Source organism: Paraglaciecola sp. 25GB23A (assembly GCF_040012495.1).
Lineage (GTDB): Bacteria > Pseudomonadota > Gammaproteobacteria > Enterobacterales > Alteromonadaceae > Paraglaciecola.
Window position 1 is genome coordinate 372,571 of record NZ_JBDYKM010000001.1, and the last position, 26,076, is coordinate 398,646.

At 37.0% G+C, this 26,076-nt stretch carries 20 protein-coding genes; 3 read left to right on the forward strand and 17 right to left on the reverse strand.

What is annotated here, in order from left to right:
• Window position 1: 1 nt before the first annotated feature.
• A complete protein-coding gene (locus ABKW31_RS01575; RefSeq protein WP_348614416.1) occupies window positions 2-1,231 on the reverse strand; it encodes a TIGR03087 family PEP-CTERM/XrtA system glycosyltransferase in 1,230 nt (409 codons plus the stop codon).
• Between the two features lie 223 nt (window positions 1,232-1,454).
• On the opposite strand from ABKW31_RS01575, the gene ABKW31_RS01580 reads away from it, so the two are divergent.
• Both ABKW31_RS01580 and ABKW31_RS01585 read left to right on the forward strand, forming a co-directional pair.
• Window positions 1,455-3,749 (forward strand): VanZ family protein, encoded by a 2,295-nt coding sequence (locus tag ABKW31_RS01580; protein WP_348614417.1) that lies wholly within the window; start codon window positions 1,455-1,457, stop codon window positions 3,747-3,749.
• 81 nt (window positions 3,750-3,830) lie between these two features.
• Entirely contained in the window at window positions 3,831-4,607 is a 777-nt protein-coding gene (locus ABKW31_RS01585) for a hypothetical protein (RefSeq protein ID WP_348614418.1), read from the forward strand.
• Window positions 4,608-4,675: 68 nt separating this feature from the next.
• On the opposite strand, the gene ABKW31_RS01590 is transcribed toward ABKW31_RS01585, so the two are convergent.
• Genes ABKW31_RS01590 through ABKW31_RS01610 form a run of 5 tightly spaced genes read right to left on the reverse strand, consistent with a single transcriptional unit; the run spans window position 4,676 to window position 10,590 of the window.
• The gene (locus ABKW31_RS01590) at window positions 4,676-5,560 is read right to left on the reverse strand and encodes a glycosyltransferase family A protein (RefSeq protein ID WP_348614419.1); all 885 of its coding nucleotides are present in this window, start codon (window positions 5,558-5,560) and stop codon (window positions 4,676-4,678) included.
• 27 nt (window positions 5,561-5,587) lie between these two features.
• A complete protein-coding gene (locus ABKW31_RS01595) occupies window positions 5,588-7,513 on the reverse strand; it encodes an acyltransferase family protein (RefSeq protein ID WP_348614420.1) in 1,926 nt (641 codons plus the stop codon).
• A gap of 23 nt (window positions 7,514-7,536) precedes the next feature.
• On the reverse strand, window positions 7,537-8,361 hold the full coding sequence (locus tag ABKW31_RS01600; RefSeq protein WP_348614421.1) for a hypothetical protein: 825 nt from the start codon (window positions 8,359-8,361) through the stop codon (window positions 7,537-7,539).
• Window positions 8,358-9,707, reverse strand: a complete 1,350-nt coding sequence (locus ABKW31_RS01605) for an O-antigen ligase family protein (protein WP_348614422.1) — start codon at window positions 9,705-9,707, stop codon at window positions 8,358-8,360. Before ABKW31_RS01605 ends, ABKW31_RS01600 begins: the two co-directional genes overlap by 4 nt.
• A gap of 1 nt (window position 9,708) precedes the next feature.
• Window positions 9,709-10,590 carry a sulfotransferase gene (locus ABKW31_RS01610; RefSeq protein WP_348614423.1) on the reverse strand — a complete coding sequence of 294 codons (882 nt, stop codon included), beginning with the start codon at window positions 10,588-10,590 and terminating at the stop codon, window positions 9,709-9,711.
• Between the two features lie 354 nt (window positions 10,591-10,944).
• On the opposite strand from ABKW31_RS01610, the gene ABKW31_RS01615 reads away from it, so the two are divergent.
• Window positions 10,945-12,216 carry a glycosyltransferase family 61 protein gene (locus ABKW31_RS01615; protein ID WP_348614424.1) on the forward strand — a complete coding sequence of 424 codons (1,272 nt, stop codon included), beginning with the start codon at window positions 10,945-10,947 and terminating at the stop codon, window positions 12,214-12,216.
• A 166-nt stretch (window positions 12,217-12,382) separates the two neighbouring features.
• Here the strand turns inward: ABKW31_RS01615 and ABKW31_RS01620 are convergent, their stop codons facing one another.
• The 11 genes from ABKW31_RS01620 to ABKW31_RS01670 all read right to left on the reverse strand — a co-directional run bounded on the left by ABKW31_RS01620 (window position 12,383) and on the right by ABKW31_RS01670 (window position 26,067).
• A complete protein-coding gene (locus tag ABKW31_RS01620; protein WP_348614425.1) occupies window positions 12,383-13,816 on the reverse strand; it encodes an oligosaccharide flippase family protein in 1,434 nt (477 codons plus the stop codon).
• A 35-nt stretch (window positions 13,817-13,851) separates the two neighbouring features.
• Window positions 13,852-14,901: a glycosyltransferase gene (locus ABKW31_RS01625; RefSeq protein ID WP_348614426.1), complete on the reverse strand. Its 1,050-nt coding sequence runs from the start codon at window positions 14,899-14,901 to the stop codon at window positions 13,852-13,854.
• 158 nt (window positions 14,902-15,059) lie between these two features.
• Window positions 15,060-16,064 carry a glycosyltransferase family 2 protein gene (locus ABKW31_RS01630; RefSeq protein WP_348614427.1) on the reverse strand — a complete coding sequence of 335 codons (1,005 nt, stop codon included), beginning with the start codon at window positions 16,062-16,064 and terminating at the stop codon, window positions 15,060-15,062.
• Window positions 16,065-16,106: 42 nt separating this feature from the next.
• On the reverse strand, window positions 16,107-17,585 hold the full coding sequence (locus tag ABKW31_RS01635; protein WP_348614428.1) for an oligosaccharide flippase family protein: 1,479 nt from the start codon (window positions 17,583-17,585) through the stop codon (window positions 16,107-16,109).
• Between the two features lie 27 nt (window positions 17,586-17,612).
• Complete coding sequence (locus ABKW31_RS01640; protein ID WP_348614429.1) at window positions 17,613-18,761, reverse strand: glycosyltransferase family 4 protein; 1,149 nt, start codon at window positions 18,759-18,761, stop codon at window positions 17,613-17,615.
• The gene (locus ABKW31_RS01645; RefSeq protein WP_348614430.1) at window positions 18,761-19,804 is read right to left on the reverse strand and encodes a sulfotransferase; all 1,044 of its coding nucleotides are present in this window, start codon (window positions 19,802-19,804) and stop codon (window positions 18,761-18,763) included. The genes ABKW31_RS01640 and ABKW31_RS01645 overlap by 1 nt, the downstream gene beginning before the upstream one ends.
• On the reverse strand, window positions 19,805-20,938 hold the full coding sequence (locus ABKW31_RS01650; protein ID WP_348614432.1) for a glycosyltransferase: 1,134 nt from the start codon (window positions 20,936-20,938) through the stop codon (window positions 19,805-19,807). It abuts the gene before it with no gap.
• Window positions 20,935-22,842: an asparagine synthase (glutamine-hydrolyzing) gene (asnB, locus tag ABKW31_RS01655; protein WP_348614433.1), complete on the reverse strand. Its 1,908-nt coding sequence runs from the start codon at window positions 22,840-22,842 to the stop codon at window positions 20,935-20,937. Before asnB ends, ABKW31_RS01650 begins: the two co-directional genes overlap by 4 nt.
• 61 nt (window positions 22,843-22,903) lie before the next feature.
• Window positions 22,904-23,941: a FemAB family XrtA/PEP-CTERM system-associated protein gene (locus ABKW31_RS01660; RefSeq protein ID WP_348614434.1), complete on the reverse strand. Its 1,038-nt coding sequence runs from the start codon at window positions 23,939-23,941 to the stop codon at window positions 22,904-22,906.
• Window positions 23,942-24,952, reverse strand: a complete 1,011-nt coding sequence (locus ABKW31_RS01665; protein ID WP_348614435.1) for a polysaccharide deacetylase family protein — start codon at window positions 24,950-24,952, stop codon at window positions 23,942-23,944.
• Complete coding sequence (locus ABKW31_RS01670; protein WP_348614436.1) at window positions 24,952-26,067, reverse strand: glycosyltransferase; 1,116 nt, start codon at window positions 26,065-26,067, stop codon at window positions 24,952-24,954. Before ABKW31_RS01670 ends, ABKW31_RS01665 begins: the two co-directional genes overlap by 1 nt.
• Between the last annotated feature and the right edge of the window lie 9 nt (window positions 26,068-26,076).

Consider the following 26,076-nt stretch of genomic DNA (forward strand, 5'->3'; position numbering starts at 1 on the left):
ACTAATTCGCTTGAGTTTTCAAAGCATTAGATACAGCTAAAATTTGTTCAAAAGGCAATAAAATACTATCCCAACTATAATGCTGTTGAATAACAGTAATCGCATTTTCACGGATAAACCGATAGTGACTATCGCTGTTTAGCAAATCTTCAATCTGCTTTATAAATTCGTTTGGCGTCTCTGCCAGCAATATACTCTCTCCATTTAAGCAGCGTATACCCTCTGCACCCATTGGCGATGCAATAACCGGTAATCCGCAAGCAAAAGCTTGCAAAACCTTATTCTGGACACCTCGCGCTATCCTAAATGGCGCCACAAACAAATTGGCTTGATCAAAGTAATGTATTATATCTTCGACAAATCCGGTGACTTCGATTCCTTTTAAGTTTGCTAAATCTTTAATTTTTTCAGTCGGGTTCATTCCAGCAATTATAAATTTTGCTTTCGGCCACTTTTCAATAATTGTTGGCCAAACATGAAGCGAAAACCAAAGTACAGCATCAATATTTGGTGGGTAGTCCATAACTCCCGTAAACAAGATTATGGGGTTAGTGTGGTCATGATGAACTAACGAAGGTTTAAATATACTGTTATCTATTCCGTTTTCTACAGAATGGATATTTTGCAATTGTGGATGTTGTTTTAAAAACAAGTCTTTTTCTGCATCGGTAATAAAAAAACAAGCAAAGAATGCCTTAGCTATTTTGAGTTCAAAGGTAGAGATTAAATTCGCCTCTCTTAAGTAAACCGCTTTCATCAGGCCTTTGGAACGTTGTGAGTACTGACGCCATTTATCTGAGTCAAGATCCATAAAATCCATCACTAATTTAGGGGGATTTTCAAGATTTAACAGAGCTTTTGATTTAAACACATATTCAGCCATGCTTGAGGCTGTGCATAAAATGACGTCGATTTTATTTTGATTAAGAAACTGATCTATTTTTTTTTGCAAGGCTATAGAGTAAAAATTGGCCACACTCAATGCTTTACCAGTGAGTAACGCTAAAGGTAATCTAAAAATTTTATGAGGTAATTTATGATTTATAACGCCTTCGCAATATTCGTCTTCTAACGCTTTGAAATTAGCGATCTCGATTGATTCTTCAAAAGGAGCGGCCAACGTTATGTTGTGCCCTTGTTTAGCTAAATATTGCAGCTGGTGAAACGTTCTTATCTTTTCTCCTTTGTTAGGTGGAAAGGGGACACGTTGTGAAATAATTAAAATATTCATTCAATTGATATTTTTCTAAGTTTTAGGCCGTTTAAAACTGACATGAAGCAAATCTAATTAACGACGAATTGCGATTTTGACACTTAGCTTATATTGCATTAATGGTAGAGGCAATGACATACTTCCAATCCAACTTTAGATATGAAACTCAATTATTTTTAATATTACAAAAAATGTTAAGGATTTGTTCTAAATGATAAATAGTTTATTTAAGGTGTATTAATTGCAAAATTCAATTCGAGGTTTTGCCTTATGGTTTTGTTTTTTATATGGCATATTTATTGTTTATGGGAGCTTTGTTCCACTTAACGTCAACAGCCTAAGTTTTAACGAAGCAGTAAATCAATTTTGGGCCTTACAGTTCTTAGATTTTAAGATTATCAATCGTTCTGATTGGTTTACTAATTATCTGTTATTTATTCCTTTAAGTTACGCCTTGCTATTTGTTTTGCCTGCAACCAAAAATTTTGCCAGTTTAATGGTTAAGTTAGCTGTTATTTTGATTTTTTTAATGGCCCTCTCCATTACAATTGAGTTTTTTCAGATGTTTATTTCGGTTAGGGTGTCTTCTTTTAAAGATGTTTTTGCTCAATTCTTGGGCACTCTTACCGGATTTACTCTGTTTTATTTTAGTCGTCATACTGCTCGTAGCTACTTTTCCCTTTGGATGAATGGAGAAGCCAACGACAAGTGGTTGGTTTATGCTAGTGGTTTAGTGGTGGTATTTACCTTTTACAATCTTATGCCTCTCGACCTGTCTATTAGTCCAGTAGAAATTTACAACAAGTGGCATGCTGGAAAAATTAATTTATTACCTTTTTATAAAGGTCCCGATCCTATCATCCCCTATGTGTTTGGCATCGTATCGGACTTCGCGATTTGGTTTGCAATAGCTACGCTTTATTTAAAAAGTGGTAAATATACCGTTCAGAAAATTCTACTGATTTGTGTACTTTTGTCTTTGATAGTAGAATTTTTACAGTTATTTGTACTAAGCCGATACACCGATATCACGGACGTTATAACCGCTACAATTGGCGGCATATTCGCCAGTAAAGTATCTCCGTTTTTTGATACTTCCTCAACGTCGCTGCCTTCAACTACAAAATTGCACAGCACCTACAAAATCATTAGTGTTGAGTTAATATTAGTATTGTGGTGTTTAATTCTATTGTTTTTTGCCCTTTTCCCAGCAGAATTAATTCAATCAAAATCTGAATTTCTTTATAAATGGCGAGCTTTTTTTGCTGTTCCATTTGAAACATATTGGCGCGGAAATCCTTACTCTGCAATAACGCAACTTTTACGCAAAGTGGTATTGACCATCCCCTTAGGCATGCTTATAACGGCAGTTACTTTCAAATATCAAGTAAGAAAAAAATACTTTATTTTCCCTATCTTATTTGGGTGTTTTTATGTCTTGGGACTGGAGCTTTTGCAATTACTCTTAGTTAACAAAGTCGCGGTATTGAGTGATGTTATTTTAAATATTGGTGGTTTATGTTTGGGATATATCATGTTTAAAAAACACCAAAATAAGGGACAATATGCAGTGAATAATGCTAATCAACATACAACGACAACATTTCCGGTACGTTTATTTCTGAGTATATTAGCTGTGTATGTGTTTCTACTGGCGATGATTAATTTTGACAAGACGCCTTATAACGTTAAAGAATTATTTGATCAGTTTCCCCCTTTTGTCAGTGCAGGTTTAATCAGCATAGTGCTATTTTTTGCCATGGGCTTTCCGAAAAAGTGGGTCGAAATTTTAGTAAGTAAAGACAGGTTTGATTTAGTCACCTTAGTTTTTAGTCCAATTTTACATTGTGTAATATTATTTAATTTAGTCTATCTTACGTTTCCGCTTGAAAGCATTCACGACATCTTGGGGTTTCCAGTATGGCATAGTTGGCCAACATATCTTGAGTTAGGCTATCGCTTTATCGGCTTTTACTTATTTATATCGGGGGCATTTTTTGCGGTGGCAAGCTGGTATGTTGAGAGCAATATCATTGCGGTTAAAACAGTTAAAATATTGTTTTCGTTAATTTATATGTTCATATTCTTACCTGTTAGTTTTATAGTCATCGTAATACAAGCTGGAACCGACAATATAGTAGAGTTACTACAAAATAACGGTTACTCGTTTAAGCTACTTTGGATTTCACTTTATTTAGTAGTGTTAGTTTTTTTGAGCACTAGTTGGTTGCCAAAAAATCGGCCAGCGAAAACCTTCTATCTTGGTTTTTTAATACTGCTAACAATAGGGACCGGGCCTTTAGGATTTTTTTTAGTCGAAGCAGGTTTGCAAGAATTGCTGATTAAATATGGGCAACCGTTCTCCGCATTGCAGTTTTTATTGAGCCCATCACGTGAACAATTATTACAAGAAAATCAATTATTTCCATTATTTTGCATTTTGCATTTTTGTATTTTAGTCGTGATATATTGTGTGATTTGGTCTTTGGATGGCCAAACGGGTCGTCGAGCTAACACTGTAATGAGAGTTAATTAAACTCGTTAAACGTATTGTGTATTTATAAAAACAGTTAATACCTATTAAAAATAAAACTCTGTAAATTCTCCAAGGGAAAACATGAAACTAGGCATTGTCATACCTCTTAAATCAAAGCAAATATCACGTGATTGGAAAATAACGAGTGACACTTTGCAACAATCACTTGAATCTTTAAAGAATCAAACCTTACAAAATTTCGAGGTTATGGTTGTGGGTCATGAATGCCCTACATTTTTACAAACTAGTTTTGGTGAAAACATCCATTTTACCGCGGTTGATTTTGCAGTACCAAATAGAAGTGCGGCTGATTTTTCTCACCAGAAGTTAATCCAAGACAAAAACATGAAGATCGTTACAGGCCTTAAAGCCTTGCAAAATAATAACATCAGTTATTGGTATCAACTCGATTCAGATGATGTACTTAGAAGTGACTTTATTGAAAAGATAGCGGTTGTTGAAGGGCAATCAGGCGCAGTTATTGAGGGTGGATACTTAATTTATAGCGAGCAAAAACGGTATATTGAAACAAAACAGATGTCACAATATTGTGGCTCTACATCAATAATCGCTAATGACTATATGACTATTCCACCTAATGTATCGCCAGATTCGATAAAGACAGTGCCTTGGGCTCGTTATTCACATCGAAATATAAAACAGTTTTTTAGTAAAGAGTTAAAACAGCCAGTAACGCTCATTAATGACAATATTCTTGGTTATGTACTCGGTAGTGGCGATAATATCAGTGACAGATGGAGAGACTCACCGATCAAGGCATTAAAAGCATATTTGAAGCCGTATATTAAAGGCTCAAAAATAACTAAGCAATTCTCTAAAGAATTCGCCTTAAAATAAATGTTTGTAATTACATCCTTTTTCCCTATTCTTGTTATTACAGGGTGGCGTTGTGCTCTGGCTTTAACTCAAAATACCTTTTTGCCGGTTATTCGTGTTTTTTGCCAAGAATACATCGATTTAAGGCCAGAAAGAAAATCTCGAATGTATAACTTTAATGAGGCTCTATTTTCATTTTCTAATTCATCAGGTAAATGAAATGTCTTAATAAATTGATTATCCATAGGTAAACCCGCATCACCTCCAGCGGTGTTTGATACATTTTCACCTGTACCTTGAATCCAGCAAGCTGAATAAAAGGGAAGGGCTTTAGGAATAAAACCTTTATTTTTGAAATAATTAAAATTAATCAAATGGTTAGATAACAGATTAACGACGAAAAAATGTGAGGTGGCGTCAATGAGTTCTTTCTGGGTAGATTCGCTACTAATGTTTTGATGGATATTTGCTTCAGACATTAAGAATTGGTAGTCGTAAACAAACGTACTGCCACAATAGCGAACTAAACCACTGCGCTTTTTATATTCTTTTTTGTCAAGATTGACAAAATAACCTTTATCGACATACCAGATGGGATGTGCTGGGGCGCTATTTAAGAATGCTATAAAATTAGTATTGACCCAATCATCAGAATCCAGAATGTAGACATAGATAGGATTAAACTGTTTTGCGTAAAGTAAGCCCGATAAATATTTACTACCCTTGTCAGTAAACTTCTGTTCTACATTAAGTTTGCCGTTTTCTTTAGCTACAGCTGGAAAATGAACTACATGAAAATGGATACGGTCATCTTGAATTGAAACCTGCGGTAAGCGATTGCAAACTACAACTACTCTGAAATCTTCAACAGTTTGACCAACGACTGAATGCAAAGTATTACTTAGTAAACGCTCTACATTCTGATAATCATTAGCGGTATCCGGGTGCTTCAAAGCAAGTAAAAAAATAAACATATAGTTTCCAAGTTGTTAAAGGTCAAGCTATTGACTTATTTGCTCGAGGACTAAAGATGCCCCAAAATTACTTAAGTGGTTATTATCAAAGTAAACAGCTTTGCCATTTATTACAGAGTGACAATAAGAATCATCGCACAGTTGAACAGCAGGTTTTAAACTGGATATGGCGTACTTTTTTACTAATCTTTCTAGGTTGTCATTCGCATAACTCGCAAAGTTGTCAAATTGACCTTTAGGTCTGTTTAATAAACTCTGATTTAATGTAACATTAAAAATCGTATTTGGCGTTGTAAGCTTCTTTATGTCCGCTATGGGTTCAGGCGTAGGAAATAATACGGTAATTTGTTTGCCACTATCTTTTAGTTTTTTGATTATCAATTCGAAACTTTGCCAATAGAGGGCATGCAATTCTTCCTTGCTCGCTTCTTCTTTTTGTGACAAAACCTTTCTGGGTCGATTTAATTCGCCATGAGGTTTACTTATATAGGTCGTATGTCTAAATGCCAACAATACATGAGTTACTTGACTATTTTCTACCAAATACTCAAGCGCTTTTACCATCCATTCATGACACCCTTTTACAGGTGTTTCAAACTCTATAGCTGGTGGACAACCTGAATATGTGAGTTGTTGGACTGCGGTTTTTTCTCTTAGTTGTTTACCTAGAGCATAACTTAATTCAACTCCGTGACTATCTCCCAAGACAGCCCAATTGTTTTTCGTAAGCTTAGCATTAAATATACAGGGATTCGCAGGGGGCGGACCCACGCCGAAATTTGCATGGCATGAGTAGCGCTCTGGACTAAAATCAATTGAACTAAAATCAAAATCCACCTGGAATCGCTGTGGCCACCCCTTGTATAAGTGCCCTAAGATGCCAATCGTAATAAAAAATAGTAGGCCTATAACCGACAAAGTGAAAATCTGTTTTTGATTTAAAAAATCTTTTTGCCGAAATGGGCTTTCAATAATACGATAACTCAACCATGCTGCAATTAGAGATAAGGTAATAGCCAATAGAAAGGCCAAATCTGATGGAGAGTCTAACGATTTAATGCGAAGAATAGCAAAAATAGGTTGATGCCATAAGTATAAAGAATATGAAATGAGGCCTATAAATACTAATGGACGAATACTTAATATTTGTGCTGTGAAGGTGTTTTTTGCAAAAGCAATAATGAGTAAGGTTCCAATGACTGGCAATAGGGTTGGAAAACCGGGATGTGCTAGATTTTTGTTTAAGACCGTCAAACTGAAAATCAGTAAGAAAATTCCTAGTGCACTTAATATTTGACGAGTATTACTCTTAACTGCGGCTAAGGTTTGATAGTTCAGAGCCACTATTGCGCCGACAAACAACTCCCAAGCACGGCTAGGAAGTAAGTAAAAGTTGGCAGAGGGGTCGCTATCAATAAGGATCAAACAAGTAATAAATGACGCACCCGACAGTATAAAAAGAGTGCTTAGTAGTGACTTGCGGCTGAACCATAAAATAGACATTAATATTGGGAAAATAACGTAAAACTGTTCTTCTACCGCTAAACTCCATGTATGCAACAATGGTAACTCTTCAGAAGCGGTAGCGAAATAGCCACTGGTTAAGTAGAAGTATATATTGGATGCAAAACCATTTACTGATACTAGACTTTGGCTATAGGATTTGAGTTCTTCTGGACCAAGCATGAAATAAGCTATGACTGTTGTAACAAACAACACTGAGAATAATGCGGGCAAAATGCGTCTAGCGCGTCTTTCGTAGAATCTCATAATGGAATATTTATTGTGGCTTAAGTCATGGGCAAGGATGGAAGTGATTAAAAAACCACTTATAACAAAAAAGATATCCACTCCTAGGTAGCCACCGATAAAAAACTCACTGCCAGAGTGATACAATATAACCGGTATTACTGCGACAGCACGCAGCCCATCTATGTCTTTTCTATATTCCATTTGTTTAGCCTAACTATAAATCGTTACAGGGTTGTTGATTTTGATTGACGTCGAATTATTGTTAGCCCAATTAAGAGAAATAAGGCTGGCAAAGGCCATTTTAGCCAATAGGTAATACGTTCAAAATAATACTTCTTTGTTATAAAGTGCGAGACACCATCCCAGCGCTGATAGTCTTGTGCATAGGCGCGCCTCAGCGTGGCAATTTCTCGCTCACTAAATCCTTTTTCTTGGTAAAAACTTTCAATTAACCAAGGAGCTGCTTGTATTTCTTCAATTGTATGCGGGACTAGTACTCCAAAGTCGGCATCATAGGTAAACTCGCTACCTAGACCATTTTGTGCCGCTACCACAACATGCCCAGGGAAACTTACGATCTGGTTAGTCGTTCCCTGTTGATTGAGGACTTGAGACATAATCATTGACGCATCACCACAAATGCCAATTCCACGTTTTAAGCTGCGCTTATAATCTGCAAAGTGGTATTTTTGAAACTCTGGCATGTCAGTAAATTGTCCGACAAAGTATAAAAAATAATTTTCCCATATGGGCACTAATTGATTGTAAACTGTATTGTCTTCTTCCTCATTCCAATGAATATGAGCCAAGCTGTCTGCAATTACGTCAGTTATTCTCTTATTAAAGTCAGACTGAGACTCCTGTGGTTGTTTTTTTAATGAATGTATTGCTTGCTCATAGGTCATTTTCAAGTCATCTTTAAATCTATAATCTTGATGATTCATATTCTCAGGTCGAATATTTTGAGTCAGACCAAAGAGGTTTATACCTGTCAAAGTTAAACCGACTAAGATGAGTAAAATGGTCAAAAAACGAATTATATATTTCATGTTTTTACTAATTTATTCCGTTGAAGTAAACGTTGTGCGGCAGCAGTAATTGGTGCAGTCTGAAATTTCAAATAGTAGATGTTATAGGCACATGCTATATATAACAAACACCAATACAATATTTCTGCTCTCAGACGATTTAAGAAAGTCATCGAAACTATAAATGAAATACAAGCAGCTTCTATAGCCAGCACTTTAAAGTAATCATCTATATCTCCTCTTTCTTTCAACAGTATTCGGCTTTTTTTCGCCACTCTATATGCACTAAACAACATTGCTACGAATGCAAATAAGCCCAAGTAACCTATTTCTGTTAGTGTTTCAAACCAAGTTGAGTGAACCGTTCGCTGTAATCTTTTACCTGTATTTACATTTGCGGGCATGTATAGGTAGCCAAATCGATTAAAACCTAAATAACCCGCACCAAATGGATGATCTTTGGCCATTTCCCAAGCTGCGCCCCAAAAAACTGTGCGAGTCGCAGCTGTTTCTCGATCTTCATTCACTTCTGTATCAGTAATTGTTCGCATACGCTCAATAAAAGAGTCATCTGCTAAAGTAGCAGCCCCCATAAGGCCGAATACGGTAATAAATACAGCCATTAGTTTCTGCTTAGGGCGTTGAAAAGAGGATGTATACATATGGTACATAAAGTAAGCTAAGCTGACTGCCGCAGCTAAAAATGCGCCTCGACTGTTAATTAATACCAACCCATTCGCAATAAATACGCCCGCGACAATAAATAAGGCTTTTTTCCACCACTCATTCGATATCCAAAAATAGTAAAGACTCAAAACTAAGGCAGGAGCGATAGCTGCTGCAATACCGTTGGCATCAGGAGAATCAACGGTGCCTATGCCTTCTAGTCGGTCTCCACTGGTGCGTCCGGTTTGATATGCGACAAACCCGATGTACCAAGCACCAAAAATGTACCCAAATAGCGCATAGTCTAGCTTTTTACTCGTATCAATCAGTTTGTAGGCCAAACTGACGATAAGTATTGTTTTGAAATAGTAATCAAGATAACGGGCGTGAGTTTCTGGATTGTTAGCATAGAAGTAGGCTATTGCATAAAGTATTAAAACAAAGTACATCCACCGAAAATGTGGTACGGATAATAATTTATTTTCTTTGAATGTCTTATATTTAATAATTACTAAAGTGAGTACCAGTAGCGATACATACAATGAGTAACTGAGGTCTGGCACCATTGGGGCCCACCAACGTTGTTGGGGGTTATAAAAATAGACTGCTTCGTATAATACAAAGGCAAAAACCGGCATACGCCATATGGCAAGTACAAATCCAGCTAAATATGTGGAATAAAACATTAAAACATTCAACATATTATTTAATCCGTATCGATGGTTGTTTGCTGTTTTTTTTGAAGGATTTATAACGGGCCTTGCGCCATTGCCATTGCAGCTGTAATTCACCTACTATTTGCTGATGCATCTTGTAATACAGGCTTTCATAAAAACTAGGTTTAAGCGGTGGGATTGATAAATCATAACCCTGTGACTTTAACGTATCTTGTGCAACAAAATTGATAATGCCTATTTGGCGAGAGCTTAATTTATTTTCCCACTTAGTCGCTAATCTTAAATCGGGTGGCTTTTTAGTGTTGATATTACTGGCATTTTCTTTAAATTGCGCTTCTTTTTTATTATATTTGAGCATGGTTTCGTCAAATACAATATCTAAGTGAAAACAAATTTGACGAAGTGAGTGTTCCATGTCGCTGATAAAATCTTCGAAACGGATAACGAGAGTTTGTTCTGGAAATTTTTTGGCAAAGGCAATTTGTTTATCGACCTCCATTTTCCAGCGTTTAGCCCCTGTATAGGCATTGGTGCCCAATCCCCACCTATTATCTATATAGGAATTAACAACCCCTCTGGCATCCCTAACAATAATAATAAACTTTGATAATGTAGAAAATTTTTCGAGGGCGCTAAGATGATCGGTTAACTCAGGGTCTTTTATGCCCCAATACTGCTTCTTTTGCGACAGCATTATTTGATTAATATTTTGTTTATGCCGTTTTAGAATTTGTGTATCCATCGCATCAAGCATGGCACTAGCGTCTATTTTTTCTGGAAACACTTGCTCCACACTGATTTCATTTTGGATAAATAAATCTTTATGGGCGGAAAGCGCCCGAGTCAGTAAAGTCGTACCTGCCCTTTGAGTGCCTAAAATAAAAAGAAGAGGACTTGATACTGTCATATACATTGAATTCCTTGGGAAAGCTGGCCAAAGCCATTGCCTCTCGTTACCTAGTTAGTATGTCAAAGCTACAATTCTGTGAAACAACTATATTGGTTAAGTTGTAGTCTCAATAATTGGTATTTTAAATTATTCAGTTACAAAAATTCACTAAAATAAAAAGAGTAAAGCTACAAGCAAATTCGGGTTAACTCAATTACACTTTTAACAAACATTAAAAGTAATCTAATAAAGCTACAGCCATTAGCAGTATATTATAACTTCTTCTCATATTATCAAACGATAAGGTATATTATATAGTACGTATTGAAAAGGGGTGTGTTACAGACTAAATATTTTTCACAAGGAAACTAGATGAGTAAAATAAAAAAGGCAAAAAAAGTCTTTTACAAAATATTATTAAAAACAGGAATGATTAAACAATTTAGTTTGTTTGCAGTGACCGATTTTCAGAATATTCATATTGTTCCATATGAAGACTTGTTAGACCTTCCATTCGGTCGCTCAGATCACAAAGGGGGGCCAATTTGGTCGGTTTGGAATGATACAAACAATTTACGTCACAAAAGGGATGAGTATGTAGATGTTAGACCAACATTGCCTAGCACTGAGGATATTTACGAAGAAGAGCGCGAACTTTTTTGGTGTGGCGCAATAGCAGAGCATTACGACCAACAGAGTGACAAAATTTCTGGTCACTTTGGTCATCAAGTCGCTGACTTTATGTCAAGAATTCCAGCGTATAAAGAATACGAAAAAACCACAGGTAAACAGGGCTATTATTGTTTTGCAGTAAGAAATAATAGTCTGATCACTCAAATAAAAGATACTCCAAGTTACTTTCAACAAATCCTAAGGTGGTTTGAAATAGACCCAACTAGGGTCGTGATTGTAAACAAACCAATTTTGGCTAAAAAGTTGTTAGTTACCCCCCAACTTGAATGTTTGAATCCAAATGGACCTGTTTTAAATGATCGTTACTTATCTCTTCTCAATGAATATGTTAATAGCAGACTAGGAGTGGCTATCACGAATGATAAGACGCTTTATATATCGCGCAGTGCCATAAAGGGAGGAGAATTAGCCGGGGAAAGTTATTTGGAACGGTTCTTAGAGAAAAACGGAGTTGTAGTGATTCATCCTGAAAAACTGCCTTTAACAGAGCAAATTAAAATGTATCGGGAGGCAAAACACTTAATCTTTTTAGAGGGCTCATCATTGCACTGTTTACAATTTTTAGGCAAGTCAGATGCTAAGGTGTATGTTATTAATCGACGACGTGGTTCTAATTTAATGAGGAGCTCTCTGGAAAGTCGTTTCCCCCGAGTCGAATATCTTGATATCACCGATTTGGTTCACGGTTTGTCTGCAGCGGGTAAAAAGGCGAGGTATGATGGCATTTCTATCTTAAACAAAAATTTACTTTTTAAGTTTTTTGCAGATGTTAAATTCGATAGCACATTTTGGGAACAAGAAGAATTTGAGAAGATTCAAAAAAGTCATCTGAAAATTTGGTATCAAAGGAAAGAAAAGGCCCAAGTTTCTGGGCACAAAAACTCATTGATTCTAATAGATAATATGTTTCATGAATTAGGTATTAAAGTTGAAGACCTAAAGAAATACTAAAAAAGACCAAGCAATCTATTTGTAAAGATCGATTTTGCTCTTCCTACTTAAGATAATCATCTCAAGTTATTACATTACAAACTAGTTGTTTGTTCACCTCATTTACTTGTTTCAGTATATTGATAATCTGAAATAAATTCATATTGTTGTCGGTAACGACCATACATTATTTTTTACTGACCACTCTTTTTAGCTCGATTTTTAGCGGATGGTTAGTTAAGATTATTGTGCTTATCCAAACTAAAAAAGTCGAAACACCTAATAAGGGAACAACTATTGCCGCATTTTCTGCGCTAAAAGGCATAATAAAATGATCAAAGATAAACGCCCAAGCAGAACACGTTGCCGTTAATGTAATTATAGGTAAGAGCGACGATAATTGGGTTTTAATTGAAGCTTCAAACTTTACTTTAAATAAATAGCTAAGAAATACAAATCTCATAATAGCCGTCACCACATCAGCTAAAGGCACATAAATAAGGCCAAACGGATAAAGAAAGTAAATTAGGATGGTATTGAGTATTAATGTCATTAGTCCTAAAAGAAACATTGTTTTTTCTAATCCGCCAGTGAGTAAAAGAGAGGGGGCTAGGGTATTAAGAAAATGAATCGAACTGGCAATGCACATAATAGACACGAGCGGCGCACTGGCCCCCCATTGGTCACCAAAAAAAAGAGTAATGACGGGTAAACTGGCTATACCTGCTACGGCTAATGCTGGAATAACAATGCTACTCATTAAACTCGCTGCATGGAAATAGGCTTCGGCATACCGTTCTCCGTCACGTTTTTTACTCGCCAAATAAGGTGTTACAACGGGTCTGATGCCACTCGTAATAGTACCCGCCAAAAAACTGATAAAGCCAGAGGCTCTAGATAGATAAGCAACTTCCTCTGCCGTTCCCCGTTTTCCGACAATCAGGGCGGTCATATTTGCATTCATACTCATTACAAAACTAGTGCCCGTGACATAAATGCCAAATTTTGCAATACCTTTCATTTTATTAAAGGCAGGCTTTACTGTGTACAAGGCTGGTTTAATCATCAAGATAATTAATAACTCAACACCAAAGCCTATTGCATTTGAATAGGCGAGAGAGAAATAGCTTTGTCCTAGGTATATAAAAGTAATCGCTGCTGCGAATTGACAAACTTGGCTCGCAATTTCTGCGACCATTTTGTGTTTAAACATAAAATACCTATCTAGCAATGACTTACCAATACCAATATGCGGGGATAAGAAAAAACTAATAGATAAAAATTGAACAAGAAAAACCAGATCGGGCATTTCGTAATAATCGGCAATAGCCCAAGAACCTATTACCATGACCAGACCTGCACCCCAAGAAAGTATCATGCTTAAACCAAGAGCATTTGATACTTTCTCTGCGTTTATTTTTTCTTCACGGATTAAATAACCACCTACACCAAAAGATTTAAGTTCTGCTGCTATTAGGGTAATGGCACTGGCAATTGAAAATAATCCTAACTCCTCCGGAGTTAATAAGCGTGCAATTAAGACAATTGAAGCCATATTTACAGCACGGCTTAACCATTTTGAGAATACTGAGTAGCCTAGAGCACTACGAACTTTACTCATTTACTTTTCCTGTGAAAATGTTTCTGTATTAAGAGTTAATCAATTTCTCTATCTAAATTATTGAACATGATTTTTGCAGCGTTGAAGAAGGTAAAGAGTTCTGCGTGTTTAATTATTCTAGTCGCATCCCAATTAGTAGCTTGTGCTTTAGAGATGGCCTTTTCAATTTCAGTATCTGTAATGTCACTGATAAAAACACCCGTTTCAGGTGTAATGACATCCCGTAAAAATCCTGCTTCAATAGACATTATCGGGCAACCATAACTTATCGCTAACATTGCTGTTCCTGAGGTCAGAATTTCTGTGTAAGGCATGATCATAATATCACTCGCGGCTAGATACATTGGAACTTCTTCATTGGGAATAAACTTGGCGTCTAGTCGAATATTGGATGGTTCGGATTTTAATAAGTCGGATATCTCACGTTGATAGTCATCGTCTTTAAATTGGCCTGCAATTAAAAGGTAAAGATCTTTGTTTTGATTTCCTTTTAGTAATTCAATTAAAACATGAATGTTTTTGTATGCTCGTAATTGCCCAAAAACTAATAATACAAATTTGTCCTTTGGCAAAGATAAAGCGTCCTTAGCAAAGTTTTTTTCCGAAACAGAACCATAGTAGTTGATCCAATTTCCATGTGGTATTTCTATATTTTTATGTCTGCTCGATGGGAAACGTGTTTCAAGTTGTTTGCGAGCAAAACTACCATGAACAAATATGCGTTTACTGAAGAAAATTATTAAATGTCGAGCAAGAATGTCAAAACTGGAAATAAAGTTGCGGTCATGCGGTAATAGATTATGTGCAGTCCACCAGATTTTCGCACCTGATAGGCGGATAACTATAAGAATAACGAAAAATTTCAAAAAACTTATAATAGCAGGAAGTGTCGACTTTGTTGTGTTGTATGCGAAAGAAGGCCAATGAATGTGGACTATATCTTCTCTACGTAAATGTTGCCTAAACCAACCAAGGGACCAGACACCTTCTTTTACACTAACGCCACAATCAATCATACATCCGTACAGTGGGCTTGTGTAGGAGCCCTTCATGGGGAAGGCCCAAATATGTTTATTTCGTTTCATAAAAAAGGTTCTTTTAGGGTTAATTTTTTCTGATCTAAATTAGGCAAGACATTTAAGTTCTATTTATTTTAAAGGTGGTAAAAATATCTACAAACTGTGTCAGGTAGACATTATTTAATCCTTAAAACTAAGAGTCGCACCTAAACATCTACCGATGCTCACTTAAATGAATAATAAGCGTATTTTACTAAACAAACTAAAAAAGATTTTATATATAAAAGGTTCTTTGGTTGTAATCTCCAAGCATTAAACATGGCTTTTGAGGCTTGTCGGTATTGTTGTTTTTGTTGTAAAGCAATGGAAAGCTCCCATGCATTAACTCTTGCTAATTCGTGTTTAATAGCGTCAGTTTCATTTTGATTTTTAGCTAAATCAAGTAACTCACCATAACCTTTCAGCATTGTTTCTGCACTTTTTTGCAATTTATTTGCATCAGCACCAGCCACAAGAGAGATATGAGAGTCATGTATATGGTATATTTGGTGGGTATTTTTTACGAATGCAAATGTAAAGCCTGACATTACTGCTTTGATTGCAAAAAATCTATCATAAGCAGTTCGGTAACTATCATCAAAAAGATTATTTTCAAACAAAGTTCGTCTAATTAAGGCACATTGGGTACTGCCAGGTACACAATGTAGAATTGCTGTTTCGCTTGCTTTTACATCATTTATAACGTTTATTTTTCCTCTTTTATCATTTTGTAATCCGATAAAAGGATGTGTTGTACCAGATTTCATTATGAAATTACTGGCTTCTTTTATTTTTCCTGTGCCATGTTCTATGCGACGTAAGCTACCAAAAAGCCAATCAACATTGGAGTATTTCTCAAGCGCTTCGACAAATTCGGATAAATGATAATCTGGCCATTCATCATCACTGTCTTGAAATGCAATATACTTGCCCATTGCTATGTTCAGCCCTCTATTGCGAGCAGAATAAGGACCACTATTACTCTGTTTCAAGTAAACAGTCGGCTGTCCAGAAATCAATTTATGTTGGTTTATCCATTGCTCAGTCCCATCAGTACTGCCGTCGTCAACGAGGACAAGTTCAAAATTCTGATAAATTTGTTGAGCTAAATTTGCAAATAGCTGAGGTAAAAATTGCTCTCGATTATAAAGAGGGATAATAACACTCACTAGAGGAGAATTGTCTGACATTTGCGTTAAGCCTTTATTACATATTTATATAATTTAAACAAATTAGCGTTTCAGCTTGTTTATCAATGTTTTACTCAAAGTGTCCGAAATGACTTTTTTTATATAAGCAAACTCTGCCGATATGAACGAAAGTCCAAAAATTAAACCTGACATTATGCCAATATAACAAGTTACATACACACTACCAGTGATAAAAAATTTAAGGATTGTAGGTATATCATCTAAAGGCAAATATATATTTAGTAGATTGGATATGCCTAATGCAATTAAACAACAAAGGGTTGTGAGTATTACTACAACAATTACTTTCAATTTAATGAATTTATTGACATAGATGAGCAAGGCAAAAGTAACGAAACATCCAAGTAATCCTCTAACAAGAGCAAAACTCTCTATTTGACTATTTCTAGCCATTAATAGTCCAACGGCAATGATAACTAAACTGACTATATCAAAGTAAAAAGCTTGTTTTAATTTATTGGCCGCGAGTAAGTACTGCTCAAGAATTAAAAGAAATGGAAAATAGAATGCCAAAATTGCCAAATTACCTAAAATTGGTGCGGTTTGGTTCCATTTTACACCTAAAAACGTTTCTATTAATAAAGAGGGATATTGATAAATAAATACCGTCAGTGGCGCCACTATCATTCCCACAATATATAAACTCAAACGAACGTGAGATGCCATTTTTTCTGGAAAATAACGATAGTTTTTTAGTACAGCCAATAATGGCTCAATCGCTGGGGCAAGTAAGTTATGGCTGGGTAAAAGTGCTACATTTCTAGCAATATAGTATTGGCCTAAAACAGTTTGAGAATACAATAAAGAAACAGTAAAAGTATCTATTTGTGAGCGAAGATAACCCACTATACTTTTTGGAATCATCCATTTAGAAAAACTCCATTGATGCTTAATTTCAGCAATTGAAAAATGGGGGACGTACTTGATAATTAAATAAGAGCCAATAGTAAAAACTGCACTTGCAACTAAATCTGCAATAATAATTGCCCAATAATTTTCATATAAAAAGGCTAATAAAACCACGGTCAAAAACGAGCTTACTTTTTGAATCAATGAAAGCCAGAATATTCCGTTGTAATTTAACTCTCTCTTTAACTTAAAAAGTGCGGGATTTCTAAGGGAGTTGATCGGTAATACAAATGAGGCAGCTATTAATGCATACATGAGCTCAAATTTATCGTAAAAATTTGCGATAAGGGGAGTTGTTATGATTAACAATATAAAAAGACTAGTTTTTATTAAAATATCTAACGACCAAGCAGTATTAAGGTCTGTGTCGGCTAGCTTTTGTTTTTGAATAATGTACTGTTCACTTCCAAAATTGGACAGAACATCGAAAAAGTATATAAAAATAGAAACCAGAGCTGCAATTGCGAAATCACCGGGTGATAATAATCTTGCTAATATTAGTAAACTGACAACACCAATTAAACGCTGTGAAAACGTTATCAATATAGACAGAGCGGAGCTATTTATTAGACTAGCGGAAGGGGAAGCCATTTTTTATTTAAGTGCCAACTATAAATACTAGTTAAAATGCTGTTTTATTAATATTATTAATTGCTTCCAATCTAAAGTACTTTCAACATGCGCTCTTCCTAATTTTCCCATTTCATTGGCTTTGTCGGGGTAGGAAAACAAGTAGCTTATTTTTTTGACTAGTTCATTTGGAGTATTACAGTCAACAATAAACCCACTTTCATTAATTTTCATCGTTTCGGATGTTCCTCCAGAGTTACCCGCAATGACAGGCTTGCCACAGGCTTGTGCCTCGACTAAGACAATCCCAAATCCTTCAATATCATTGTCAACGGTTCTGTTTGGCAAAACAAAAACATCACACTGTTGATAACATTGGATCATTTGTTGATCGTTTATCTCATCCATAAACATTACATGCTTTTCCATGCTTAAGGTTTCAACTAGCTTCTTCAAGTGTTCTTTCTGTTCGCCATTTCCAATAATTGCGTAAAGTGTTAAAGGAAATTTATCAACAATGGCGGGCAGTGCTTTCATGAGCATGTCATGGCCTTTTCGCTCTTGTAAGCGACCTACTGTCAAAATTACATTTCGATTTTCCCAATTTAGCGTCGCTTTGATATTTTCATCGGGCGTTGCTGGACTGAATTGCAGAGCATCGACGCCGGGATTGATTACAAAAGTTTTCGAAGGGGGAGAATCCCATTTGTCCAAAAGTATTCTGGCGCTGTTTTGACTGTTACATATTAATTTAGTTGCCCCATTCAGTGCTTTGTTAACAATCCAAGTCAATTCTCTGCTTGTTGCTGCTGTTTCAACATCTTCGCCATGTATGTAACAAATATAGGGAATACCGTGGAGCTTTTTAATTAAGTATCCAATAAATCCTTCTGGTAAACATCGTCCGCAATGTAAAATTTCTATTTTTTCATTTTTGATTAAACGCCTAACTTCGCGATAAACCCGCCAATAGTAAAGTAAGCCACTTTTACTTTTTAAGCCCCAGCTATGTGAACTTAAGGGCAATCTGTAAGTTTTTAAAGGACTTGTAGTATCAAAATTATAGGCTGATTCTGTTTGTCCAGCCGCTACAACAATATTTTCTGCCGGAAGACGAGTATATACCTCCCAAAACCAACGTCCACTGCCGCCTTTGACCGGGGGGAAAATTTCACTTAGTAACAAAGTTTTACGCACTATTCTTCCCTCGTTGGGCTTATTTTACCCAACATTAACGTTAAGTTTTCTTCACAAATATTTTCATGTTGTTTAAACCAACTATCATCTGCATAGCCTTTCCAACGGTTTGATTTTGGAGCCTGAATAATAGAACTAAGTTTCTCTACGTTTACATTTTGAATATTTAACTTGTTAAGCAGAATGGATATGTGTTTTTTGGGATCTTCAGTTAGTTCTTCAAAACTCAAACTATAGTTACTATATTTAAGTCCATGTAAATAGCTGAGTTTCCACAAATAATAAAATCGCTGATAAGGATGTGGAGTATGTTTCATATCGAGAATTGGGTAATAGCGCGCTAAGTCGTTACACCAAATATCAAGATAAAAGCCATCAACATAGGTGTCTTGTACATCGTCTTTATTCATTTTCTTTTGGTCAAGTAAAAACGAACACCATTGATCTCTAGGATTCCTATATAGATGTATTATTTGTGCATCAGGAAAATTATGTTTTATCCAAGGAAGACGGAAATCAATCCGATTAAATTGTAACACTGGACGTAATGGGGCTGCGGAGATTAAGCTCTCTATGTACGCTTTCATTTTTGGCAGCCAACTCTGTTCGGTCATTAATAAATCAGAACGGATCCACTCTTCATCATACAAATCATTTAAGTGAGCTAGATTGTCGTATTCAGACCAATAGTCATCTACACCACGATGGCTATTATCAACCTCAACACCACGAAGTTCTCGATTAAACCATTGTCGTTCATTAAAAGGTTCATAAAATGAAGTACAGACACCTGACTGTCGAAACAAATTCCACAATAGAGTTGAACCACTGCGAAAGCGGCTTGAAATAAAAATAGCGTTTTCATTTGCGCTATCTCCTCTCTTTTGAGCACTCGTTGTAGCATAGGGAGATAGATCATTGTTTATCTTAGGTAAATTTAGTGCACCTTTTCTAATAGCATGTTGTAGCACCTTTGAAATATTGTCTTGCTCTAGAAATTTAATAAAGATGTAACTAGCTAGTTTTTTAAAATAAGAAATCATTCAATTATCCAAATTATTATTGGAGGCAATATACAATTTTTGGTAAGCCTGATTCATTTTTTGTAAACTAAAACAGTTATTGAAGCGCTTTTTAGCTTCAACTCCAAACTGAGCCATTAAGTTCCGGTCACTACTTAAGCTGATGATTGCTTCAGCGAAGGCCAGTGCATCATCGTTGGGAGTAACTAAACCGACCACATTGTTATCTATGATTTCTGGATTACCGCCTGCATGAGTAACTATACAGGGTTTACCGATAGACATTGCTTCCAATAAAGTTATCGAAGTTCCTTCACTTAAGGATGATAGTAAATAAATGTCCATCATAGCGAGCAAATTTTGCGGTTTTGGTTCATAACCAGTTAAGATGACGTTGTTTTTCAGGCCCAGAGTAATTATCGTATTTTCAATATTGACGCGTTCTTCGCCATCTCCGACTATGAGTAATTTTGCATCGATGCCTGACTCTAATACAATTTTGAAACTCTCTAACATCATTCTATGATTTTTGATTGGATCTAACCTAGCAATGGTGCCTAAACAAAGTTGTTGCTCGGTAATGTTATAGTATTTTTTTAACTGGCTGATTTTATTATCGTCATAATGTAAGGCGGCAGTACCATTATAAACCACTTCTATACCTTCACGCGGTAAGTTTTCAAATATAACTAAAGCATCTTTAGTCGCGGCTGAAATGGAAGTTGTAGCTGCGGTAAGACGGTGCAGTATCGGATTAATTAATTTACGTTTCCAAGTACCAGAATCAGGATAAAAACGCCCATGTTCAGTAAAAATAACTTTTGTTGACGTCAGCATAGCGGCAAATACCCCATAAATATAAGGGGTATACTGATGACAGTGCACGATATCAATCTTATGTTGCTTAATATGTTGTCTGATAGCTTTTATCAGACTCAAGTCAAAGCCTGGTTTTCTAGCATGTTTAACTATTTTAATACCAGCGTCGAGTAACTCAGCGGCAAAAGGACCCAAAGGCGATTCGATACAAAAAATACTCATTTCTAGCAAGCTATGGTCAGAACCTTCAATGATACTTTTAATGACCATTTCGGTGCCACCGATGCGCATATCATAAGTGATGTGCATGACCGAAATTTTAGCTTGTTTCTTCATTGAGCTTGTTCGCCTTCACTACCTGTTTGCATATAGCGAAACCACCACATTTGAAACATCAACATGCTCCACAGTACGGTGGCATGATCGGCTTTTTGTGACTGATGTTGTTGCCATAAGTCTTGCACAACCTGCATATCAAAAAACTGTTGAATACCTTGGCTTTTGGTAAACAAGTAATCGTGGGCTAAGTCCTTAATTTCGTGCCTAAACCAAGACGCGAGGGGCACAGAAAAGCCCATTTTTTTACGATACAGAATGCCATCCGGTAGTAGAGGCTTAAAGGCCTCTTTTAGTATGTGTTTCTTTTCGCCGTTTTTGAATTTCATGTTTGAGGGCAGGGTAGCGGCAAATTCGACGATGTCTTTATCTAGTAAGGGCGCTCTGACTTCTAAAGAGTTTGCCATGCTCATGCGGTCTACTTTGACTAAAATACCGCCAGGCAGATAGGTCTTCAAATCGGTATACAAAATTTTAGCGAGATGGTCGGGACCATCAGCCTTGTTATATGCGTCTAAGGTTAACTGTGCTGGATGATAGCCGGCTAACTTCTGTAGTGTGTCACTTGTGGCTAAACGCTGCCATAGGCGGTCTTCGATTTGCGCATTCGTGATATAAAATCCCATCGCTGGTTCGAGGCTCAGACTGTTGAGTAATGATTTTGCCTTGCGAAATACTGTCATCTCACTTTTAGCAAAAAGGTTTGCTAGTGGCGGAAACACAGACTTGCGAATCAATTTTGGAAACTTCTGGCGTAGTTTATTTTCAATATCATCGGTGGTGTATTTTTCGTAACCAGCAAATACTTCATCGCCACCATCACCTGCTATGGCTACCGTTACCTGCGCACGCGCTAACTCAGAGACAAAAAATGTGGGCACTAATGAAGGATCTGCAAAAGGTTCGTCAAAATAACTGACGATATGCTCTAAATTTTCAGCCACATTTTGATGCACCATAAATTCATGGTGCTCTGTGTGGTATTTTTCGGCTACTTCACGGGCAAATTCAGTTTCGTTGAATTTTTTGTCATCAAAACCAATAGAGCAAGTTTTAACCGGCGTTTTACTATTCAATGCCATCATGGCTACAACACCGCTTGAATCAATGCCACCGCTTAAAAATGCGCCCAAAGGTACGTCACTGACCATGCGATCTTTGGTGCGTTGGGTCGCCAAATCAAGTAACTGTGTGGTTAATGTCGCTTCATTTTCAAGACTGGTATTTTTAAAACTTACATCCCAATATTGTTGTATTTCTATACCATCGGCACTTACCCACATATAGTGGGCTGGGGGTAATTTGTGGATATTGGTAAAAATTGTTTTTGGGTCTGGAACATATTGATAAGCAAAAAAATCATGTACTGCGTCTATGCGAATATCTTTTGGTACATTAGGCAAGGTTAAAATTGCTTTTATTTCTGAGGCGAAGGCAAACTGCTTGTCTGTATGCAAATAGTAAAGTGGCTTTTTACCCAAGCGGTCTCTAGCAATAAGTAATTTTTTGTTTTGGGTGTCCCACAAGGCAAAGGCAAACATGCCATTCAGTTTATCGAGCATTTTAATCCCGTCGCGAGCATACAGGGCCAATATGACTTCAGTATCTGAATGGGATCTAAACACGTAGCCTTCGTCGACTAAGATTTGTCGATGCTGCTGAAAATTATAAATTTCACCATTAAAAGCGATGATATAACGCCCATCAACTGAGGTCATGGGTTGCACACCAAGTTCGGATAAATCAATTATGGCTAATCGTCTGTGGGCTAATCCGACATGCTCATCAAGATACTCTTTACCTGCATCGGGCCCACGGTGGATGATACTTTCACCCATACGTTTAAGGGTGTCTAGGTTACCCATGTTACCTGAAAAGTGCGTAAACCCAGCAATTCCACACATTGATGTTTATCTCCAAAAAATTTAGTTGGTCGACTAGGCTAGTGTGCTTTGATGTCGATTATTACAAGCTGATATATTTTCTTAGTTGTGGTCCCAGGGTTGTTGTTAAACCTAAAGGTAAACGAGACCATACTGTTTCAACTAATGCTCTTAATTGGCTCTTCTCGACCACGGCAGCATTTTGTTCTGAGGTTTGACTGGCTAAGTCAGACCACACTAAATGAACGGGTTGTGCTCCCCATTGCTGCTTGAATTTATAGGTACCTTCTCCAAAAGTCGAACGACCGAAATCAAACTCGCTGCCTCCCACGTCACAGGCATGCTTGAGTAAAGACCAATAGAGCATCATATTTGGCGCAAGATAGTTAAAATCTGCATCTGTAGAAGCCCACGGAATGGCGAATTTATGATTGTTGCTAATAATAATGCCAGCGCCAATAGGGGTGGATTGTTTATATACCACGCCGAGGAAAATATCGTCTTTGTAATGTTTAAATAAGCTTTCGAACCAAGCCTTGCTGTGCACAGGAGAGCCTAATTTACGCATATTCTTAGCAAAGATAAGATAAAAATTATCGATTGCCTGCTGATTGTTATTAATGGTGCAGCTTAAACCATTTTTTTCAGATTTACGGATTTGGCTGCGCAACTTAGACTTAAATCCATCAAATAAAGCGGCAGAAGAATCAGGTAAGGCCATCAGCATTCTTACTTTTTGCGAGGCTATTTGCTGTTCTGTGATGGTTAACTCAGTATCACGATATTCGAACACTTGACCTTTTTGCTTTGCCAATAGATTCAGGGCATGGTCTTGCAGGGCACTAACAATGTCTTGATTATCAGCAATGGCGTGACCAATATCGCAAAAGGGTAAGGCGCAAAACTTGGTTTTGGCAAATGGTCGAGACATAGCAACGCAGGGTAAAACACCCACGATTTTAGTATCATGAGTGGCTATTAAGCCAATATTTTGATGTTGATAGGCCTCTTCAACTGACTGCAGCCAAGCATATTTATGATAAGGCGAGCCTTGTGGATGACGAGAAACATAGTCATCCCAGGCAACTTGGTCGATGGCAATTACAATTGATATAGACATTTAGCGCAGTGCTTCCGATGATTTATTGAGTTTTTGAGCTGCTTCTGAAATGGTACAAAACTCGATATTATAGTGTTCTGTCAAATGCTTGGTGACCTCAGAGACTGCCTGTGTAATAAAGGAAAACGCATTCTTATTGCCTAACAAACTATTCTGATTATCAAGTAGACTTGAGCTATGCATGTACATATGCAGTACCGGATAGCCTTTAGCGATGACCTTGTCGCACAGGGCTATCATATCCTCAACGGCTGAAAGTTCTGGGCACAAATAGTTCTTGCGTAACAATTTGGTATGCCAAGCGAAGCCATTAAATCGGGTTAAACTCAATGGTGGCAACGAACAGGCTTGGTGTATGGCATTGCAAAATTCAAAGTTATCTCGATTAAAGCCTACGGTAACCGGTAATTCAAAAATTTGACGCTGTTCTGATGCTTTAAGTGGATCATTTAAGTCAGGCCAATAGGGTAGTTGGGGAGCCCCTAGACAAGTGAAAAATTCATTTTGATAAAAAGGATATACGCTGGAGTCAACATTAAAACCGTACTTGACTAATAATTTCATCACCTTGCTGTCAATACCCCAGCGCCCCGTTCTGAAGGAACTAGGCTGGACATTTAAGCTACTCTGAATTTTTGCCACTAAGCTGTCTAATTTTTGTTCAACTTGAGCTATGGGCAAGTTGATCACGTGGGATTCTGCTTCTCCTACTTCGCCAAAATAGGGGGGATTACACCATGGGTGCAAGTGAGCACCAATCTCACAATCAGCCGACAAACAAAACTCCAACATTTTGGCACTAGCGCTAGTTGAATTGACTACTGCATAATCGACGAAATAAGTCGGTTTGATCCCTAAGCCAGTGCACAGTTTATGGAAATCTGGCAAGCGGTCTATGTTTTGCACTTGTGCTTGTTTTTGAGGGAAAGGGCCTGACCAATCCCATTCTTCTTCAGTATCAACAGAAAGAATAAATAGAATAGTGGGCTTGTCATCCTTGTGCTTATTCATTAATCCAGTCCTACTAACTCTGAAAATAACTCAGTATATTCTGCGGCCATGCGATTGGCTGAATAATGCTGATAAACATAGTCTTTTGCAGCCGCGGCTAATTTGGTTGCATGTTCGGTATCAAATAACAGCTCTTCCCAATATGTTAACAGAGTCTCTTTATCGCCCAATGTGGCAAGTAATCCGGTTTCCTGATGGCTAATTAATTGATCAATACCAGCAATGTTATAGGCAGCTACTGGAATACTGGCTGCGGTCGCTTCCATAAGACAGCGAGGAATACCTTCTAAGGTTGAGGTCATGACAAACAAGTCAAAGGATTTAAGTAAGGCTAGGCGGTCATCACGAAAGCCAAGAAATTCTATATTATTTTTACTTTTTAAGTTTTGACTGTAGCTCTCTAACTCTTGACGGGAGTCACCGTCACCCAACAGCAATAAACGTGTATTAGGGTGTTTTTGATGCAGTGATTCAAAAACATCGAGTATATCAACAATATTTTTACGGCTGATCATTTGCCCAACGAAACCAATTCTTTTTTCGCCGTCTTGGGGGCGAACAGGCGCAATGGTGGCCTCTACTTCGGATAAATCCACGCCATTTTGAATATATAAGGTTTTATTTTTATTTACGCCCATTCTTAATACGTCACTCAGCAATTGCTGTGACAGAGGCACAACTTTGGTGCCGTATTTCATAGCTTGGCAGCCTAACCAAATGAAAACACGCAATTTGATATCTTTTGCATTTTCGAAGCCATGGGGAGTAACCACAGACTTTATGCCTGCTTTTCGAGCCGCTAATACGCCGATGATGTCAGATTTGTAACCATGGGTATGGATAATGTCGATATTGTTAGCTTTGATTAAAGCGGCAAGTTTACTTACTGCAGATAAATCGAATTTATTTTGCATTGGCACAATATGGGAAGCTAAACCAAGTTTGTTATATTCACTCACTAATTCAAGCTTTTTCTGGCTAGGCTCCATCGTGACTGCTAATTCGCAGTCTACTTTTTGTGGATCTAAATGCTTAGCCAGGGCCAAAACCCAACGTTCAGCGCCATAGAAACCTGTGGGGCAAATAAATTGTAATACTTTAATTGGACGCGTCACGTCATGCTT

What these genes read in the sequence shown, in the direction of transcription:
- ABKW31_RS01575 (WP_348614416.1), bottom strand. Translation starts at nt 1,231, where the DNA reads ATGAATATTTTAATTATTTCACAACGTGTCCCCTTTCCACCTAACAAA.
- ABKW31_RS01585 (WP_348614418.1), top strand. Translation starts at nt 3,831, where the DNA reads ATGAAACTAGGCATTGTCATACCTCTTAAATCAAAGCAAATATCACGT.
- ABKW31_RS01590 (WP_348614419.1), bottom strand. Translation starts at nt 5,560, where the DNA reads ATGTTTATTTTTTTACTTGCTTTGAAGCACCCGGATACCGCTAATGAT.
- ABKW31_RS01595 (WP_348614420.1), bottom strand. Translation starts at nt 7,513, where the DNA reads ATGGAATATAGAAAAGACATAGATGGGCTGCGTGCTGTCGCAGTAATA.
- ABKW31_RS01600 (WP_348614421.1), bottom strand. Translation starts at nt 8,361, where the DNA reads ATGAAATATATAATTCGTTTTTTGACCATTTTACTCATCTTAGTCGGT.
- ABKW31_RS01605 (WP_348614422.1), bottom strand. Translation starts at nt 9,707, where the DNA reads ATGTTGAATGTTTTAATGTTTTATTCCACATATTTAGCTGGATTTGTA.
- ABKW31_RS01610 (WP_348614423.1), bottom strand. Translation starts at nt 10,590, where the DNA reads ATGACAGTATCAAGTCCTCTTCTTTTTATTTTAGGCACTCAAAGGGCA.
- ABKW31_RS01615 (WP_348614424.1), top strand. Translation starts at nt 10,945, where the DNA reads ATGAGTAAAATAAAAAAGGCAAAAAAAGTCTTTTACAAAATATTATTA.
- ABKW31_RS01620 (WP_348614425.1), bottom strand. Translation starts at nt 13,816, where the DNA reads ATGAGTAAAGTTCGTAGTGCTCTAGGCTACTCAGTATTCTCAAAATGG.
- ABKW31_RS01625 (WP_348614426.1), bottom strand. Translation starts at nt 14,901, where the DNA reads ATGAAACGAAATAAACATATTTGGGCCTTCCCCATGAAGGGCTCCTAC.
- ABKW31_RS01630 (WP_348614427.1), bottom strand. Translation starts at nt 16,064, where the DNA reads ATGTCAGACAATTCTCCTCTAGTGAGTGTTATTATCCCTCTTTATAAT.
- ABKW31_RS01635 (WP_348614428.1), bottom strand. Translation starts at nt 17,585, where the DNA reads ATGGCTTCCCCTTCCGCTAGTCTAATAAATAGCTCCGCTCTGTCTATA.
- ABKW31_RS01645 (WP_348614430.1), bottom strand. Translation starts at nt 19,804, where the DNA reads ATGATTTCTTATTTTAAAAAACTAGCTAGTTACATCTTTATTAAATTT.
- ABKW31_RS01650 (WP_348614432.1), bottom strand. Translation starts at nt 20,938, where the DNA reads ATGAAGAAACAAGCTAAAATTTCGGTCATGCACATCACTTATGATATG.
- asnB (WP_348614433.1), bottom strand. Translation starts at nt 22,842, where the DNA reads ATGTGTGGAATTGCTGGGTTTACGCACTTTTCAGGTAACATGGGTAAC.
- ABKW31_RS01660 (WP_348614434.1), bottom strand. Translation starts at nt 23,941, where the DNA reads ATGTCTATATCAATTGTAATTGCCATCGACCAAGTTGCCTGGGATGAC.
- ABKW31_RS01665 (WP_348614435.1), bottom strand. Translation starts at nt 24,952, where the DNA reads ATGAATAAGCACAAGGATGACAAGCCCACTATTCTATTTATTCTTTCT.